Origin of the sequence: Ramlibacter sp. (genome assembly GCF_035627355.1) — a bacterium.
GTDB lineage: Bacteria > Pseudomonadota > Gammaproteobacteria > Burkholderiales > Burkholderiaceae_C > Ramlibacter.
The window spans coordinates 15,777-32,434 of record NZ_DASPLW010000030.1; the positions used below are offsets into that span (position 1 = coordinate 15,777).

10 protein-coding genes and 1 pseudogene are annotated in these 16,658 nt (G+C 70.7%); 9 read left to right on the top strand and 2 right to left on the bottom strand.

The window, feature by feature from the left end:
* The first annotated feature begins 2 nt into the window (after positions 1–2).
* The 5 genes from VEC03_RS08175 to VEC03_RS08195 all read left to right on the top strand — a co-directional run bounded on the left by VEC03_RS08175 (position 3) and on the right by VEC03_RS08195 (position 11,251).
* Positions 3–1,379: a dihydrolipoamide acetyltransferase family protein gene (locus tag VEC03_RS08175; protein ID WP_324914265.1), complete on the top strand. Its 1,377-nt coding sequence runs from the start codon at positions 3–5 to the stop codon at positions 1,377–1,379.
* A 4-nt stretch (positions 1,380–1,383) separates the two neighbouring features.
* The gene (lpdA, locus tag VEC03_RS08180) at positions 1,384–2,775 is read left to right on the top strand and encodes a dihydrolipoyl dehydrogenase (RefSeq protein ID WP_324914267.1); all 1,392 of its coding nucleotides are present in this window, start codon (positions 1,384–1,386) and stop codon (positions 2,773–2,775) included.
* A 214-nt stretch (positions 2,776–2,989) separates the two neighbouring features.
* On the top strand, positions 2,990–8,170 hold the full coding sequence (locus VEC03_RS08185) for a VCBS domain-containing protein (RefSeq protein WP_324914268.1): 5,181 nt from the start codon (positions 2,990–2,992) through the stop codon (positions 8,168–8,170).
* 10 nt (positions 8,171–8,180) lie between these two features.
* Complete coding sequence (locus VEC03_RS08190; RefSeq protein WP_324914269.1) at positions 8,181–9,920, top strand: type I secretion system permease/ATPase; 1,740 nt, start codon at positions 8,181–8,183, stop codon at positions 9,918–9,920.
* Entirely contained in the window at positions 9,917–11,251 is a 1,335-nt protein-coding gene (locus tag VEC03_RS08195) for an HlyD family type I secretion periplasmic adaptor subunit (RefSeq protein ID WP_324914271.1), read from the top strand. The genes VEC03_RS08190 and VEC03_RS08195 overlap by 4 nt, the downstream gene beginning before the upstream one ends.
* Before the next feature lie 18 nt (positions 11,252–11,269).
* On the opposite strand, the gene VEC03_RS08200 is transcribed toward VEC03_RS08195, so the two are convergent.
* Positions 11,270–12,154, bottom strand: a complete 885-nt coding sequence (locus VEC03_RS08200) for a DUF3014 domain-containing protein (RefSeq protein ID WP_324914272.1) — start codon at positions 12,152–12,154, stop codon at positions 11,270–11,272.
* 56 nt (positions 12,155–12,210) lie between these two features.
* Positions 12,211–12,768 (bottom strand): hypothetical protein, encoded by a 558-nt coding sequence (locus VEC03_RS08205; protein ID WP_324914273.1) that lies wholly within the window; start codon positions 12,766–12,768, stop codon positions 12,211–12,213.
* Positions 12,769–12,901: 133 nt separating this feature from the next.
* Here VEC03_RS08205 and VEC03_RS08210 point away from each other — a divergent pair, with 133 nt between their 5' ends.
* From VEC03_RS08210 to VEC03_RS08225, 4 genes and pseudogenes are all read left to right on the top strand, one after another.
* Positions 12,902–13,315, top strand: coding sequence for a DUF2061 domain-containing protein (locus VEC03_RS08210; protein WP_324914275.1), 414 nt, complete (start codon positions 12,902–12,904; stop codon positions 13,313–13,315).
* A gap of 71 nt (positions 13,316–13,386) precedes the next feature.
* Complete coding sequence (locus tag VEC03_RS08215) at positions 13,387–13,752, top strand: hypothetical protein (RefSeq protein ID WP_324914277.1); 366 nt, start codon at positions 13,387–13,389, stop codon at positions 13,750–13,752.
* A 93-nt stretch (positions 13,753–13,845) separates the two neighbouring features.
* Positions 13,846–15,645 (top strand): feruloyl-CoA synthase, encoded by a 1,800-nt coding sequence (locus VEC03_RS08220; protein WP_324914278.1) that lies wholly within the window; start codon positions 13,846–13,848, stop codon positions 15,643–15,645.
* A 187-nt stretch (positions 15,646–15,832) separates the two neighbouring features.
* Positions 15,833–16,648, top strand: a pseudogene (locus tag VEC03_RS08225) (crotonase/enoyl-CoA hydratase family protein).
* Positions 16,649–16,658: the final 10 nt, after the last annotated feature.

Here is a 16,658-nt window from a genome sequence, read left to right on the forward strand (position 1 = left end):
CCATGGGGATCTACGCAATCAAGATGCCGGACATCGGCGAGGGCATCGCCGAAGTGGAGCTGGTCGAGTGGCGCGTGCAGCCGGGCGACGAGGTGAAGGAAGACCAGGTCGTCGCCGACGTGATGACCGACAAGGCCACCGTCGAGATCCCGTCGCCCGTCGCGGGCAAGGTGCTGGAGCTGGGCGGCCAGCCCGGCGAACTGATGGCCGTCGGCGCGGAACTGGTGCGCATCGAAGTGGCGGGCGAGGGCAACGTGAAGGGATCGCCTCCGGCTACTGCCGCGGCGAAGGCCGCCGCCCCCGCACAGGCCGCCGCCCCCGCGCAGGCCGCCGCCCCCGCGCAGGCCGCTGCGCCTGCGGGACTGCCGCCGGACCGCAAGGACGACGTCACCCAGGAGAACCCGCCGGCCGCGCCGGCGCCCTCGCGGCCGTCGGCGCCGGCTGCCGGACGGCCCGCCGCTCCCCGTCCGCCTGCCGTGACCCCGCCGCCGCGGCGCGCACCGGGCGAGCGGCCGATCGCCTCGCCGGCCGTGCGCCGGCGCGCCTGGGAGCTGGGTATCGAGCTGCAGTTCGTGCACGGCAGCGGACCGGCCGGCCGCATCGAGCATTCGGACCTGGACGTCTACCTGGCCTCGCGCGGCCAGCCGCAGCCGGCAGCAGCGACCGGCCTGCGCCAGAAGCATGGCGAGCAGCAGGTGCCGGTGATCGGCCTGCGCCGGCGCATCGCGCAGAAGATGCAGGAGGCCAAGCGCCGCATCCCGCACTTCAGCTACGTCGAGGAAGTCGACGTGACCGAGCTGGAGTCACTGCGCGCCAAGCTCAATGAGCGTCACGGTGCCACGCGCGGCAAGCTCACCGTGCTGCCCTTCATCGCGCGCGCCGTCGTGCTCGCGCTGCAGGACTTCCCGCAGATGAACGCGCGCTTCGACGACGACGCGGGCGTGGTGACACGCTACGAGCCGGTGCACCTGGGCATGGCCACGCAGACCGAGTCCGGGCTGATGGTGCCGGTGCTGCAGCACGCCGAGGCCATGGACCTGTGGACCTTCGGCCGCGAGGTCGCGCGGCTGGCCGAGGCCACGCGCAGCGGCAAGGCGGCGCGCGAGGAGCTGAGCGGCTCGACCATCACCATCACCAGCCTGGGCCCGCTGGGCGGCATCGTCACCACGCCGGTGATCAACCACCCGGAAGTGGCCATCGTCGGCGTCAACCGCATCGTCGAGCGGCCGGTGTTCCAGGGCGACGCGATCGTCAAGCGCAAGCTGATGAACCTGTCGTCCTCCTTCGACCACCGCGTGGTCGATGGCATGGACGCCGCGCAGTTCGTGCAGGCCATCCGGTCGCTATTGGAAACGCCGGCCCTCCTGTTCGTGGATTGATCCGATGAAGACACTCGAGAAGAAGCTGCTGGTCATCGGCGGCGGTCCCGGCGGCTACGTGGCCGCCATCCGCGCTGGCCAGCTGGGCATCCCCACCGTGCTGGTGGAAGGCGAGCACCTGGGCGGGGTGTGCCTGAACGTGGGATGCATCCCGTCCAAGGCGCTGATCCACGCGGCGGGCGAGTACGAGAAGGCCGTGCGCTTCGCCGGCGACAACGCGCTGGGCATCCGCGTGCAGCAGCCGTCCATCGACCTGGCGCGCCTGCAGCAGTGGAAGGACGGCGTGGTGGGCAAGCTCACCGGCGGCGTCGCCGCGCTGCTGCGCAAGGCGGGCGTGCAGGTGGTGCGCGGCTGGGCGACGCTGGTGGACGGCAAGACGGTGGACGTCGCCGTGCCCGACGGCGAGCCGCTGCGCATCACCTGCGAGCACCTGCTGCTGGCCACGGGCTCGGTGCCGGTGCAGCTGCCGACGCTGCCGTTCGGCGGCCCGGTGATCACCTCCACCGAGGCACTGGCGTTGACGGAGCGACCGAAACACCTGGTCGTGATCGGCGCCGGCTACATCGGGCTGGAGCTGGGCATGGCCTGGCGCAAGCTGGGCGCCGAGGTGACGGTGGTGGAGGCTGCCGGCCGCATCCTGCCGACCTACGACGAGGAACTCGCCAAGCCGGTGCTGGCGTCGCTGCGCCGCATGGGCATCGTCCTGCACCTGAACTGCAAGGCCGAGGGCCTGACCGAACGCGGCCTGCGCGTACGTAGCAGCAAGGCCGACGAGTTCGCGCTGCCGGCCGACCGGGTGCTGGTGGCCGCGGGCCGCGTGCCGCGCACCCAGGGCTACGGCCTGGAAGGTTTGCAGCTGGACATGGACGGCCGCGCGGTGAAGGTCGACGACCAGTGCCGCACCTCCATGCACAAGGTCTGGGCGATCGGCGACCTGACCGGCGAGCCGCTGCTGGCGCACCGGGCGATGGCCCAGGGCGAGATGGTGGCGGAACTCATCGCCGGACACCGGCGGCGCTTCGACCCGATGGCCATCCCCGCCGTGTGCTTCACCGACCCGGAGTTGGTGGTGGCCGGCCTCACGCCGGCCGACGCCGAGGCGCGCGGCCTCGAGGTGCGGGTGTCCTCCTTCCCTTTCGCGGCCAACGGCCGTTCGCTGAGCATGGAGTCCGCCGAAGGCTTCGTGCGCGTGGTGGCGCGCGCCGACACGCACCAGGTCCTCGGCTGGCAGGCCGTCGGCGCCGGCGTGTCCGAACTGAGCGCGGCTTTCTGCTATGCGATCGAGATGGGCGCCCGGCTGGAAGACGTGGCCGGCATCATCCACGCCCACCCGACGCTGGGCGAGGCGGTGCAGGAAGCAGCGCTGAGGGGGCTGGGGCGGGCGCTGCATATCTGATGCGGGCGGGTCATCCCCGCCCCGTCCTGGTCATCCCCGCGACGGCGGGGATCCAGACCTCGAACGACCTTGTCCCCACGGGCACCCGAGCCGGACAGTACATCGCTCCCATGCCACCCATGACAAACGGCTGAGCCTTTCCAGTAGGTTCCTGCGTTGAAGCCGTGCCGCCGTCCCGCGCCAATACGGGGACGCAACCCGAAAGGCGCCCAGCATGGCCATCAACGTCACTTCCTTCGGCAACACGCCGCAAGCCGGCGACGACCTGTTCCTCTCCGGCGCCACGGAGCTGACGGAGGACTCCACCTGCGTCGTCTGGCTCGATGTCATGCTCAATGACAAGGGCGGCGCGGCCAAGACGCTGTACGCGCTGGACGACGGGCTCAGCGACGGAACGACGCTGCGCCCGGTCGACCTGCTGGTGCAGGACACGGCGCGGACCGAGGCGCTCAGCACCGACACCAGCCTGGCCGGCGCGCGCATCTGGATCACTTCGGACGGCCGTGTCGGCTACGACCCCGGCACGCTCGGCGAGGCCTTCGCGCAGCAGCTGCAGTCGCTGAATGCGGGCGAGTACCTGTACGACAGCTTCACGTACGCGATCCGGCTGGGCAACGGCACGCTGAGCTGGGCCACGGCCACCATCCAGTTCGCCGGCGCGAACGACGCCCCGGTGGTGACCGGCGCCGTGGTCGGCAATGCCGTCGAAGACGGAGCCGCGCTCACGCTGGACGCGCTGGCCAATGCCAGTGACGTGGATGCCGGCGCCGTGCTGTCGGTGGTGGACGTGCCGGGGACCCTGCCGCCTGGCGTGAGCTACGACGCGGCGACGCACAGTTTCACCATCGACCCCAGCCATGCCGCCTACCAGCACCTGGGCGAGGGCGTCGTGCTGCCGGTGACGGTGACCTACGGCGTCTCGGACGGCACGGCGACCACGCCGGCGGCGGTGACCTTCACCCTCACGGGCAGGAACGACGACGCGGTGATCGACGATCCGGCCGCCAGCGAGGTCACCGAGGACGCGGACATGGGCACCGGCGTGCTGCAGGCGAGCGGCGTCCTGGCGATCAGCGACGTGGACGATGGCGAGGATTCGTTCCAGACGGCCGTCGTCGGCGCTGACGACAACCTGGGAAACCTGGAGCTGGCGGCTGACGGCAGCTACACGTACAGCGTGGCGAACGAGGCCGTGCAGTCTCTCGGTGCCGGCGACACGCACGTGGACACGTTCACCATCAAGTCGCTGGACGGCACGACCAAGGAGGTGAGCTTCACCATCCACGGCGTGAACGATGCAGCGGTGATCGAGGACCCGAACAATGCCTCGGTCACCGAGGACGAGGGGGAGGTGGGTGGCAAGCTGAGCGCCACCGGCACCATCGGCATCACCGACGTCGACGATGGCGAAGATTCGTTCCAGACAGCCGTCATTGGCGCGGCCGACAACCTGGGCAGTCTGGATTTGGCCGCCAACGGCAGCTACACCTACAGCGTCGCCAATAGCGACGCGCAGTTCCTCGGTGGCGGCGACACGCACGTAGACACGTTCACGGTCAAGGCGCTGGACGGCACGAGCAAGGACGTGAGCTTCACCATCCACGGCATGAACGATGCGGCCGTGATCGAGGACCCGACCAATGCCTCGGTGACCGAAGACATGGATGTGAGCGGCGCCGGCAACCTCACCGCGAACGGCACCATCGGTATCACCGACGTCGACCAAGACGAGGGCTTCTTCCAGACGACGGTGGTGGCAGGCCCCGGAGCGCTGGGCAGCCTGGAGTTGGCGGCCGACGGCAACTACACCTACAGCGTCGCCAACGGCGACGTGCAGTCGCTGGGTGCCGGCAGCACCCACGTGGATAACTTCACCATCAAGTCCCTGGACGGCACGAGCAAGGATGTGAGCTTCACCATCTACGGCATGAACGATGCGGCCGTGATCGAGGATCCGACCAATGCCTCGGTCACCGAAGACATGGATGTGAGTGACGCCGGCAACCTCACAGCGATCGGCACCATCGGTATCACCGACGTCGACCAGGACGAGGGCTTCTTCCAGACGACGGTGGTGGCTGGCCCCGGAGCGCTGGGCAGCCTGGAGTTGGGCGCCGACGGCAACTACACCTACAGCGTCGCCAACGGCGACGTGCAGTCGCTGGGCGCAGGCAGCACCCACGTGGATACCTTCACCATCAGGTCGCTCGACGGCACGAGCAAGGATGTGAGCTTCACCGTCCACGGGGCGAACGATGCCGCGGTGATCGGCAATCCCAGCGATGCTTCGGTGACCGAAGACATGGATGTGAGTGACGCCGGCAACCTCACAGCGATCGGCACCATCGGTATCACCGACGTCGACCAGGACGAGGGCTTCTTCCAGACGACGGTGGCGGCAGGCTCCGGAGATCTGGGCTCGTTGGACCTGGCGGCCGACGGCAGCTACGCGTACAGCGTCGCCAATAGCGACGCGCAGTTCCTCGGTGCCGGCGACACGCACGTGGACACGTTCACGGTCAAGGCGCTGGACGGCACGAGCAAGGACGTGAGCTTCACCATCTACGGCATGAACGATGTGGCCGTGATCGAGGACCCGACCAATGCCTCGGTCACCGAAGACATGGATGTGAGCGGCGCCGGCACTCTCACGGCGACCGGCACCATGGCGATCACCGACGTCGACCAGGACGAGGGCTTCTTCCAGACGACGGTGGTGGCAGGCCCCGGAGCGCTGGGCAGCCTGGAGTTGGCGGCCGACGGCAACTACACGTACAGCGTCGCTAATAGCGACGCGCAGTTCCTCGGTGCCGGCGACACGCACGTGGACACGTTCACGGTCAAGGCGCTGGACGGCACGAGCAAGGACGTGAGCTTCACCATCTACGGCATGAACGATGCGGCCGTGATCGAGGATCCGACCAATGCCTCGGTCACCGAAGACATGGATGTGAGCGACGCCGGCACTCTCACGGCGACCGGCACCATAGCGATCACCGACGTCGACCAGGACGAGGGCTTCTTCCAGACGACGGTGGTGGCAGGCCCCGGAGCGCTGGGCAGCCTGGAGTTGGCGGCCGACGGCAACTACACGTACAGCGTCGCCAACGGCGACGTGCAGTCGCTCCGTGCCGGCAGCACGCACGTGGATACGTTCACGGTCAAGTCGCTGGACGGCACGACCAAGGAGGTGAGCTACACCATCCACGGGGTGAACGACGCGGCCGTGATCGAGGGCCCGACCAATGCCTCGGTGACCGAGGACGAGGGGGAGGTGGACGGCAAGCTGAGCGCCACCGGCACCATAGCTATCTCCGACGTCGACCAGGACGAGGACTTCTTCCAGACGACGGTGGTGGCAGGCCCCGGAGCGCTGGGCTCGTTGGACCTGGCGGCCGACGGCAGCTACACCTACAGCGTGGCCAGTGACGACGTGCAGTCGCTGGGCGCCGGCGGGACCCATGTCGACACCTTCACGATCAGCGCGCTGGACGGCACGACCAAGGACGTGAGCTTCACCATCCATGGGGTGAACGATGCGGCGGTGATCGGCAATCCCAGTAATGCTTCGGTGACCGAAGACATGGATGTGAGTGGCGCCTGCAACCTCACGGCGACCGGCACCATCGGGATCACCGACGTCGACCAGGGCGAGGCCTCGTTCCAGACGACGGTGGTCGCGGGAGCCGGTGCGCTGGGCTCGCTGGTGCTGGCCGCCGACGGCAGCTACACCTACAACGTCGCCAATGCCGCAGTGCAGTCCCTTGGCGGAAGCGACAGCCACGTCGACACCTTCACGATCAGTGCGCTCGACGGCACGACCAAGGACGTGAGCTTCACCATCCAGGGGGTGAACGATGCAGCGGTGATCGGCGAGCCGACCGACGCCTCGGTGACGGAGGATGCCGATGTCGTCGCGGGCGACCTGACGGCGACCGGCACCATCGGTATCACCGATGTCGACCAGGGCGAAGCCTCGTTCCAGACGACGGTGACGGCAGGAGCCGGTGTGCTGGGCTCGCTGGCGCTGGCCGCCGATGGCAGCTACACCTACAGCGTTGCCAACACCGCGGTCCAGTCCCTCGGCGGCGGCGACAGCCACGTCGACACCTTCACCATCACTTCGCTCGACGGCACGACCAAGGATGTGAGCTTCACCATCCAGGGCGCCAACGACGTCGCCCTCATCGCCGGCGTAGCCAGCGGCAGCGTGCAGGAGGACACCAATGTGGATGGCGGGCTGCTGACCACCGGTGGGCAGCTGACCGTCTCGGACCTGGACGCCGGCGAGTCCGGCTTCCTGGCGCAGGCCGCGATCGGCGGCACCTACGGCAGCTTCACGCTGGACGCCGAGGGGAACTGGACCTACGCCGTGTCCAACAGCCTGGCGGCGCTGCAGGCGCTGAACGCGGGCCAGTCGCTGACCGACAGCTTCGAGGCCTTTTCGCTGGACGGCAGCGCCAGCCAGACCGTGACGGTCACGAGCCACGGCATGGACGACATTACACCCTTGCCCACGCAGCCGACGACCGGTTCGGACACCTACAACTTCGCCGCAGGCGGCAGCGGCAACTACCTGATCAGCGACCCGGGTGGCAATGGCGACAAGATCAGCCTCACGGGCGACGGAGCAGTGCTGACGGCGCTGAACTTCGAGAAGATCGGCAGCGACCTGCTGATCCAGCTCGACGGGCACAGCATCACCGTCCAGAACCATTTCGGCAGCAACGAAATCGAGACCATCAGCTTCGCGATCGGCCAGACCTACGCCGGCTATTCGCTGGCTGGAACCTTCAACATCTACTCCAATCCGGGCTTCGTGGCCGGCAACGGCAGCAGCGCCGATGTGGTGGCCGGCACCTCGGGCGGCGAGACCCTGGACGGCGGCGGCGGGAACGGCGGCCGGGACCTGCTGTTCGGCAACGGAGATAACGACATCTTGATCGGCCGAAATCAAGGCGACCTTCTCGTCGCGGGAGCCGGCAACGACAACCTGCAGGGCGGCGACGGCAACGACGTGCTGGTGGGCGGCGCCGGCTCCGACACCTTCCTGTTCAACTCCGCCCTGTCCGCCGCCAGCAACGTCGACCGCATCGCCGACTTCGAGGCGGGCGGGATCGACACCGTGATGCTGTCCAAGGCGACCTTCGCCGGCCTGGCAACCGCCGGATCGGCCGCCGGCACGACGCTGCAGCCCAGCGAGTTCCTCGCGGTTGCCGACGCCGGCACGGCGAGCGTGGACGCCGGCGTCCACGTCCTCTACGACCCCGGCACCGGCAACCTCTACTACGACTCGAACGGCGGCTCTTCGGCCGGGCGCACCCTGTTCGCGACGCTGGACCCGTCGGGGCTGACCGGCACGGTCGACGCCTCGGACTTCAAGGTCGGCCTCTGAGCGGCGGGCGATGGACGCCTTGGCCGCCCTGCTGCGCCGCCCCCTGGCCTGGGTGGCGTTGCTGTCGCTGCTGGTGAACCTGTTGCTGCTGGCCCCGGCGCTGTTCATGCTGCAGGTGTTCGACCGCGTGCTGTCCAGCCGCAGCCAGGAAACGCTGCTCGCGCTGCTGCTGGGCGTGGGGCTGGCTATCGCCTTCATGCTGGTGCTGGACCTGCTGCGCAATCGCCTGCAGGGCGTGATCGGCAGCCTGGTGGCCGACGCGCTGGCACCGCGGGTGGCGCGAGTGCTGCTGGCGCGCATGGCGGGCGCGCGCGAACGCGTGCCGGGCGAGGGGCTGCGCGACGTGCAGGCGCTGCGCAACCTGTTCTCCGCGCAAGGCCTGGTCGCGCTGCTGGACCTGCCCTGGGTCGCGGTGTATGTCGGGGTGATCTGGCTCGCGCACCCGGTGCTGGGCATGGGAGCGCTGGCGGCCTCCGTGGCGATGCTGGTGCTGGCGCTGGCGAACGACTTGGCCACCCGGCGCGGCATCGAGGCCGTGCAGACGCAGGCCGCGCAGGCGACCCGCTCGCTGGAGGCGTCGCTGCAGAACGCCGAGGTCGTGCAGGTGCTGGGCATGGCACCGGCCGTGCTGGAGCGCTGGCAGTCGCTCAATACCGCTTGCGCGACGGTGCAGCAGGCGCTGGCCCGCCGCTCGGTCCCGCTGGCAGCGGCGACCCGGGCGCTGCGCCAGGTGGTGCAGGTGCTGATCCCCGCGCTGGGGGCCTGGCTGGTGATCGACGGCCAGGCCACGCCCGGCGTGCTGGTGGCCACCACGCTGCTCCTCGGTCGCGCGCTGTCGCCGGTGGAGCAGGTGGTCGGCAGCTGGCGCCTGCTGGCCGAGGGGCGGCTGTCGCTGCGGCGGCTCTCCGCGCTGCTGGCCGAGGCCGATGCCGAGCCGCCGCGCATGGCGTTGCCCGCGCCGTCCGGGCGGCTGCAGGCACAGGGGCTGGTGTTCCACGCGCCGCAGGGCGAACGCCTGCTGCTCGCCGGCGTGTCGCTGCAGTTGGCGGCCGGCGAGTCGCTGGCCATCGTCGGGCCCAGCGGCGCCGGCAAGTCGACGCTGGTGCGGCTGCTCACCGGCCTGTGGCAGCCCAGCGCCGGCACGGTGCGGCTGGACGGCGTCGACCTGGCGCAGTGGCCGCGCGAAGAGATCGGCCCCTGGCTGGGCTACGTCCCACAGGACGTCGAACTGCTCGCCGGCACCGTGGCCGAGAACATCGCCCGCATGGGACCGGTCGATGCCGAACGGGTGGTAGAGGCTGCGCGCCGTGCGGGCGTGCACGAGCTCGTGCTGTCGCTGCCGCAGGGCTACGACACGCTGCTGCTGCCGGGCGGCACCCTGCTGTCGCCGGGCCAGCGGCAGCGGCTGGCGCTGGCCCGGGCGCTGTACGGGCAGCCGCGGCTGCTGGTGCTGGACGAACCGAACGCCAATCTCGATGGCGACGGCGAGGCGGCGCTGGAGGGCATCCTGCGCGGCCTGGCCGGGCAGGTGACGGTGGTGGTCGTGACGCACCGGGTGGCGCTGGTGCGGCACGTCGACCGGATGCTGGTGCTGGAGGGCGGCCGCGTGCGCCACTACGGCCCGCGCGAGGAGGTGCTGCAGGCCATGAAGCCGAAGGCCGTGGCGACCGGCGGCGCGCAGGTCATGCCACTGCCGCGGACGGACAGCGTGCCGCAGGCGCGCCCATCGCTGGCTGGGAGCGTGGCATGAGCACGGGTCTCGCCGCCGTGGCACTGCCGCCCATCGACCGGCACCTGGCCGAAGCGCGCCGGCTATGCCGTGTGGCCGCCGTCGTGATCTTCTTCGGGCTGCTGCCGCTGGCCGCGTGGCTGTCGCTGGCGCCGCTGGCCTCGGCGGTGGTCGCGGCCGGACACGTCAAGGTGGACCTGGACCGCCGGCCGGTGCAGCACGCCGAGGGCGGCACGGTGCTGCAGGTGCTGGTGCGCGACGGCCAGTCGGTGCGGGAGGGCGATCCCATGCTGGTGCTGGGCGACGTGTCGGTCGACGCCGACCGCAACCGGCTGGCGTACCGCGTGCAGGCCGAGCGCGCCGGCCTGGCTCGGCTGGAGGCCGAGCAGCTGATGGCGGCCAGCGTGACCTTTCCGCCGGAGCTGCTGCAGGCCGCGGACGCCGATGCGCGCCTGGCCGAACAGCTGGCCAAGGAGCGGCAGCTGTTCGCCACCCGGCGCGCCGCGGTGCTCGGCCAGGTGCAGCTGCTGCAGGCGCAGCGGGCGCACGCGGCCGAGGAGATCGCGGCGCTGCAGTCGCAGGTGGAGAAGGCGAGCGCCTCGCTGGACTACCAGAAGGTGGAACTGGAGACGAACCGCAAGCTGCTCGGCGACGGCTTCATCTCGCCGACCCGCGTGGCGCAGATCGAAGGCCAGGTGGCCGACTACGGCGCGAGGATCGAGGAGCGCCGCTCCGAGCTGGCGCGGGCGCGCCAGCGCATGACCGACGCCCAGCTGCGCATCAGCGCGCTGGAGGGCGACTATCGCCAGCAGGCCAGCGAACAGCGGCGGGTGGCGGCGGCGCGGCTGTCCGAGCTCGAGCAGGAGCTGCGCAAGTCGGCGGACGCCGCCGCGCGCCAGGTGATCCGCGCGCCGGCCAGCGGCGTGGTGCTGGACCTCAAGTACCCGGCCGCCGGTTCCGTGATCGCGCCGCGCGAGACCATCGCCGACGTCGTGCCCTCCGATGCCCGCCTGCTGACCGACGCGCGCATCCGCCCCGAGGACATCGAGCGCGTCGCGCCGGGGCAGGAGGCGCAGATCCGCTTCACCGCGTTCAAGGCGCGCGCCACGCCGCTGGTGCGGGGCCAGGTGGTGTACATCTCGCCCGACCGGCTGCTGGACCCCGCCACCCACGCCGCCTACTACGCGGTGCAGGTCGAGGTCGACTCTGCGTCGCTGGCGGAGGCGGGCGACCTGAAGCTGCAGGCCGGCATGCCGGCCGAGGTGTTCCTGCGTGGCGAGCGGCGCACGCCGCTGGCCTACCTGCTGGAGCCGCTGTCGGATTCGATGCGGCGCGCGGCGCGGGAGCGCTGAGCGGCCCGGCGAACGGGATCAGTTCGTGGTGGCGCTGCGCTGCGGCGCGGCGGAGGCGGCCGGTGCGGCGGAGGCGGACGCTGCCTTGGCGACGATCAGCCCGCGGAACTCGGTGAGCTTGGCCTGCAGGCGGCGGCGCTGCTCGGGCGCCATCCGCAGCAGGATCTTCTGCCCCGCCGGCAGCCCCTGCAGGCGCTCGTCGACGAACTCGTAGCGCACCCAGGGGCGTTCCGGCTGGTGCGGGCCCTTGATCTCCAGCAGCCGCACCTGCAGGGGCCCGGGGGGCTCGGGCGTGCGCAGCAGCAGGTCGATCACTTCGACCAGCCGGTCGTTGAAATAGCGCTTGCCGAAGCCCAGGTTCTCGTAGGCCTGCTGGAACAGCGGGTAGGCGCCGATGTAGAGATCCACCGCGGCGGCCGAATCGACCTTGTCGACGAAGTTCACGAAGGCCGCGTAGCGCTTGGCGTTGTCCTCGGCGATCACGACGCCGTCGCCCTGGGCGCGGGTGGCGAAGCGACCCGGCGTGGGCAGCACCGGCCAGGCCGCCGCCGGCGCGTGCTCGCGCGCCAGGTTGTCGACGGTGGCGACGAAGCGGGTGGGGAAGTCGGTCTCGCGCAGCAGGGCCAGCCCGCTGCTGCCCAGCAGCTCGCGCAGCGAAGCGGCGAAGTCCGCAGGCGCCTGCGCGGCGGGCACGGGGTGCTGGATGGCGGGCTCGCTGGCGGCGGGTGCGGCGGCCTGCGCCGGTGCCGTGGGTGGGGCCTCCACGGTCGTGGGCTCGGGGGCGGTGTCCCGGACGTAGTAGAACCAGTAGAGCGCGCCCAGCACGACCAGCACTGCCAGCAGGAGGCCGGCGCCCAGGCCTCTGCGCGACCGCCTGGGCACATAGCCGTCGGGCCTGAACATCAGATCGTCTTGGTTGGGCATCGGTCCACTGTGCCTCGCTGCGGGCGCAGCTTCAATCATGGATGTCCCTGTGCGAGACGGCGCACCCAGGTGAACGCTGCACGGCGGCGGAACAGCCGCCGCAAGGGCGCCAGCAGGAGCCAGCAGGCCAGTGCCCCGCCCGCGAGTGCGATCGTGCTGTGCAGCACCGATGCCAGCCGCCGGGCGCTCGGCGCAGGCGGGTCGCTGGATGCGGCCGCGGCGCGACCGGGTGTTCCCGCAGCACCCGCGCTGCCGCAAGGGCCATCGCTCACCTGCTCGCTGCGCTGCCCGTTCGGTTCGAACACGACGACGCGGCAGCGCGCCTGCGGCGCGGCCTCCGAGGCGCCCACCAGCGACAGCGCGTAGCCGGGCGGCGCACCGGTGCGTGTCCAGGGGAGCACGGCCAGGTAGACGGCCAGGACCATCAGCGGCAGCGCGAGCGAGGCCCAGAGCAGCGCGAACCAGCGGAACTGCCGCGGCGTCATGCCCGGCGCGCTGCGGCGCTCCGCCCGGCAGTGCGGGCACACGCGCACGCGCAGGCCGACGGACGCGCCGCAGAAGGGACAGCTCAGCGGTTCGATGGCGGCGGACATGCGCAGGCCTCGTGCATGAGCCACATCATGGCCCGGCGCGGACCGGCGTGGGGCCCTTGCCGGGGGTTTTCCCAATCGCCGCCATGGCGCAAAGCAATTTCACATGCCGCGCCCGCAGCCCTACATTGGAAGCATGCTCCTGCGCCGACTCGATGCTTCCCTCGCCAAGACGGCCAGCTTCGCGGTGATCCACCTGGCGATCGCCGTCACGCTGGGCTGGCTGTTCACGGGTGGCTTCGTGCTCGCCGGTGCGCTGGCGCTGGTCGAGCCGCTGCTGAACACGGGGGTGGCGCACCAGCTGAACAAGCGGATCGACCGCTCGCGCCTGCCGGCCCGGCGGCGCGCGACCGTACGCGCGGCACTGTTGACCTCGTCGCACCTGGTGGTGGCGACCGGCTGCGGCTGGTGGTTCACCGGCAGCCTGGCCGCGGGCGGGGCGTATGCGCTCATCGAGCCGCTGGCCAACGCCGTCGCGTACCACTTCTTCGATCGGGCCTGGAACGCGAGGTCCCTGCGGATGGGTTCGGCTGCCGCGGCGGCGGCGTGAGCGCGCACGCAACAGTCGGACTGGCTCAGCAGGGCCCGCGCCGCGAGATTGCCCACAATGGACTCTCGACCGTGAACGCATCGCCCGTGAAACCGAACATCCCGAATGCCGAACTGATCCAGGCCGTCCTGAACGGCCAGGTGGTCCAGGTCACGCCCAACGACGACGACGGCTGGACCGACATGGATCCCACCGTGGCCGTCGCCACCCTGGTGCGATCCGCACCGGGGCTCAAGTTCCGCATCAAGCCGCAGACCCTGGTGCACTGGCTGCCGGTCTACCGCAACGCGCGCGAGGGCGCCGGCATCGGCAACGTCTACGTCGACCGCAGCCGTGTCCCGCGCGAATTGCCCGCCGGCCCGGTGGTGAAGCTGCTGCGGCTGGAACTGGATTCGGAATCGCTGGAGCCGATCTCGGTGACGAGCGAGCGGGTCTGATCGGCCCGTGCGAGCCCGGAAGCCTGACTTTCCCTATCGCGGCCCTGGTCGGCCAGGGGCTACAGTCATCCGTTCAACCCGGACGGAAACGACATGTCGCTGGACTGGCTCAAGGATTCGAATCTCATGGCACCGCCGCGCGCGGTGCGCGTCCAACTCGACGACGGCTGCTTCGTGCTGCGCTCCCCCGAGCAGCTCAAGCCCTATGCCCGCTGCATCGGCGAATGGCTGGAGCACTGGGCGGCCGAGACGCCGCAGGCCCCTGCGTTCGCCGAGCGCAACCCCGATGGCAGCTGGCAGCGCCTGACCTGGGCCGAGGCGCGCGAGCGCGTGGGCCGCATCGCGCAGTCGCTGCTGGACATGCAGTTGCCGCCGAACGCGCCGGTGGTCGTGCTGTCGGACAACGGCATGGAGCACCTGCTGCTGGCGCTGGCCGCGATGCACGTGGCCATCCCGGTGTGCACGGTGTCCAGCGCCTTCTGCCGCATGACCAGGGACTACAGCAAGGTCCACGGCATCCTGAACACGCTCGGGCCGGCGCTGGTCTATGCGTCCGACGCCGCGGTGTACGGCGCGGCGATGAGCAGCAGCGGCCTGGACTGCCCCATGGTGCTGGGCCGCGGGGCCGAGCAGGTGCCCGGCGCCATCCCCTTCGGCGTGCTGCTGGAGAAGAAGGAGGGCCCGGGCGTGATGCGGGCCTTCGAGGCGATCACGCCGGACGTGCACGCCAAGTACCTGCTGACATCCGGTTCCACCGGCCACCCCAAGGTGGTGATCAACACGCACCGCATGCTGTGCGCCAACCAGCAGATGATCGCGCAGGCGTGGCGCTTCCTGGCGCACGAGAAGCCGGTGCTGGTGGACTGGCTGCCCTGGAGCCACACCTTCGGCGCCAACCACAACCTGCACATGGTGCTCCGCAACGGCGGCACCCTGGTGATCGACGAGGGCCGGCCGGCGCCGGGCCTGATCGAGAAGACCCTGGCCAACATGGCCGAGGTGCAGCCCACCATCTGGTTCAACGTGCCGCGCGGCTTCGACGTGGCGCTGCCCATCCTGGAGAACGACCCCGAGCTGGCCAAGAAGGTGTTCGCGCGCATGCGGGTGGTGTTCTACGCCGGCGCCGCGCTGCCGCAGGCCAGCTGGGAGCGCCTGCAGGCCGTGGCGCGCAAGGCCCGCGGCGAGGAGGTGTGGCTGACCACCTCCTGGGGCGCCACCGAGACCTCGCCGGCCATCACCAGCGCCCACTGGGAGCTGGACCGGGCCGGCGTCATCGGCGGCGTGCTGCCCGGGCTGGAGCTGAAGTTCGTGCCCGACGGCGAGAAGCTGGAGATGCGGGTGCGCGGCGTCAGCATCTTCCCCGGCTACCGCAACTCGCCGCGCCAGACCACGGAGGCCTTCGACGACGAGGGCTACTACTGCCTGGGCGACGCCGGCTACCTGTTCGACGAAGCCCACCCCGAGCGCGGCGTGGTGTTCGACGGCCGCGTGGCCGAGGACTTCAAGCTCACCACCGGCACCTGGGTGTCGGTCGGCACGCTGCGCGTGCGTGCCGTGTCGGCACTGGCCCCGCTGGCGCAGGACGTGGTGGTCACCGGCCACGACCGCAGCGAGATCGGCCTGTTGATCTTCCCGACCCCGGCCGCCGCTGCCATGGACAAGGCCGAACTCGCCGCCAAGGTGTCCGCCGCGCTGCGCCGCCTGCGCGAGGAGGCGGGCGGCAGCTCGTCGCACAGCCCGATGCGCGCGCTGGTGCTGGCCGAGCCGCCCAGCGTGGACACAGGCGAGATCACCGACAAGGGCTACATCAACCAGCGCGCCGTGCTGCAGCGGCGGGCGGAGCTGGTGAAGCGGTTGTACGAAGGCGGCGAGGGGGTGATCCTGCCGGCGTGACGGCAATCGCGTCGCGGTACGAGCCATGCCCTGCGGAGCCATCCATCGGCCATCATCGCGAAAGCTCGGAAGTTGGTCATCCCCGCGGAGGCGGGGATCCAGTGCGTCCGCCTTCGGCGGCTGCAAAGGAAGCCCTGGATTCCCGCCTTCGCGGGAATGACACAGGAACGAACGGAGTAACTTGTCCATGAACGATCAACGAGTCCGCGTCAGCGTAGACCCCACCGGTGTCGCCGAGGTCGTCCTCGCCCGCCCGGACAAGATGAACGCCCTCGACCCCGCGATGTTCGAGGCCATCACGGGCGCGATCGAGCGCCTGCGCGCCGACACCGCCGTGCGCGCCGTGGTGCTGCACGGCGAGGGCCGCGCCTTCTGCGCCGGCCTGGACAAGGGCAGCTTCGAGGCCATGATGCGCGGCGACCGCAGCTTCGGCGACATCGAGCGGCGCACGCACGGCCTGGCCAACATCTGGCAGCAGGTGGCCTGGGGCTGGCGCGAGCTGCCGGTGCCGGTGATCGCAGCCGTGCAGGGCGCGGCCTTCGGCGGCGGTTTGCAGATCGCGCTGGGCGCCGACGTGCGCTAAACCCGGCCCGACACCAAGTTCTCGGTCATGGAGATCAAGTGGGGCCTGGTGCCCGACATGAGCGGCTGCGTGTTCATGACCGAGCTGCTGCGCGCCGACGTCGCGCGCGAACTCACCTTCAGCGGCCGCATCGTCGAGGGTGAAGAGGCCGTGCGCATCGGCCTGGCCACGCGCAGCTTCGAGGACCCGCTGGCCGAGGCGCGCCAGCTGGCGCGCCAGATCGCCGCCAGCAGCCCGGACGCGATCCGCGGCGCCAAGCGCCTGCTCAATGGCGCCTCGCCGGTCCGGGCCGATGCCGTGCTGCTGGCCGAGTCGCGCGAGCAGAAGGCGCTGATCGGCAGCCCGAACCAGGTCGAGGCGGTGAAGGCGGGGCTGGAGGGCCGGGCAGGCGTGTTCAGCGCCGGCGCTGCGAAAGCGTGAGCGAGGAGGG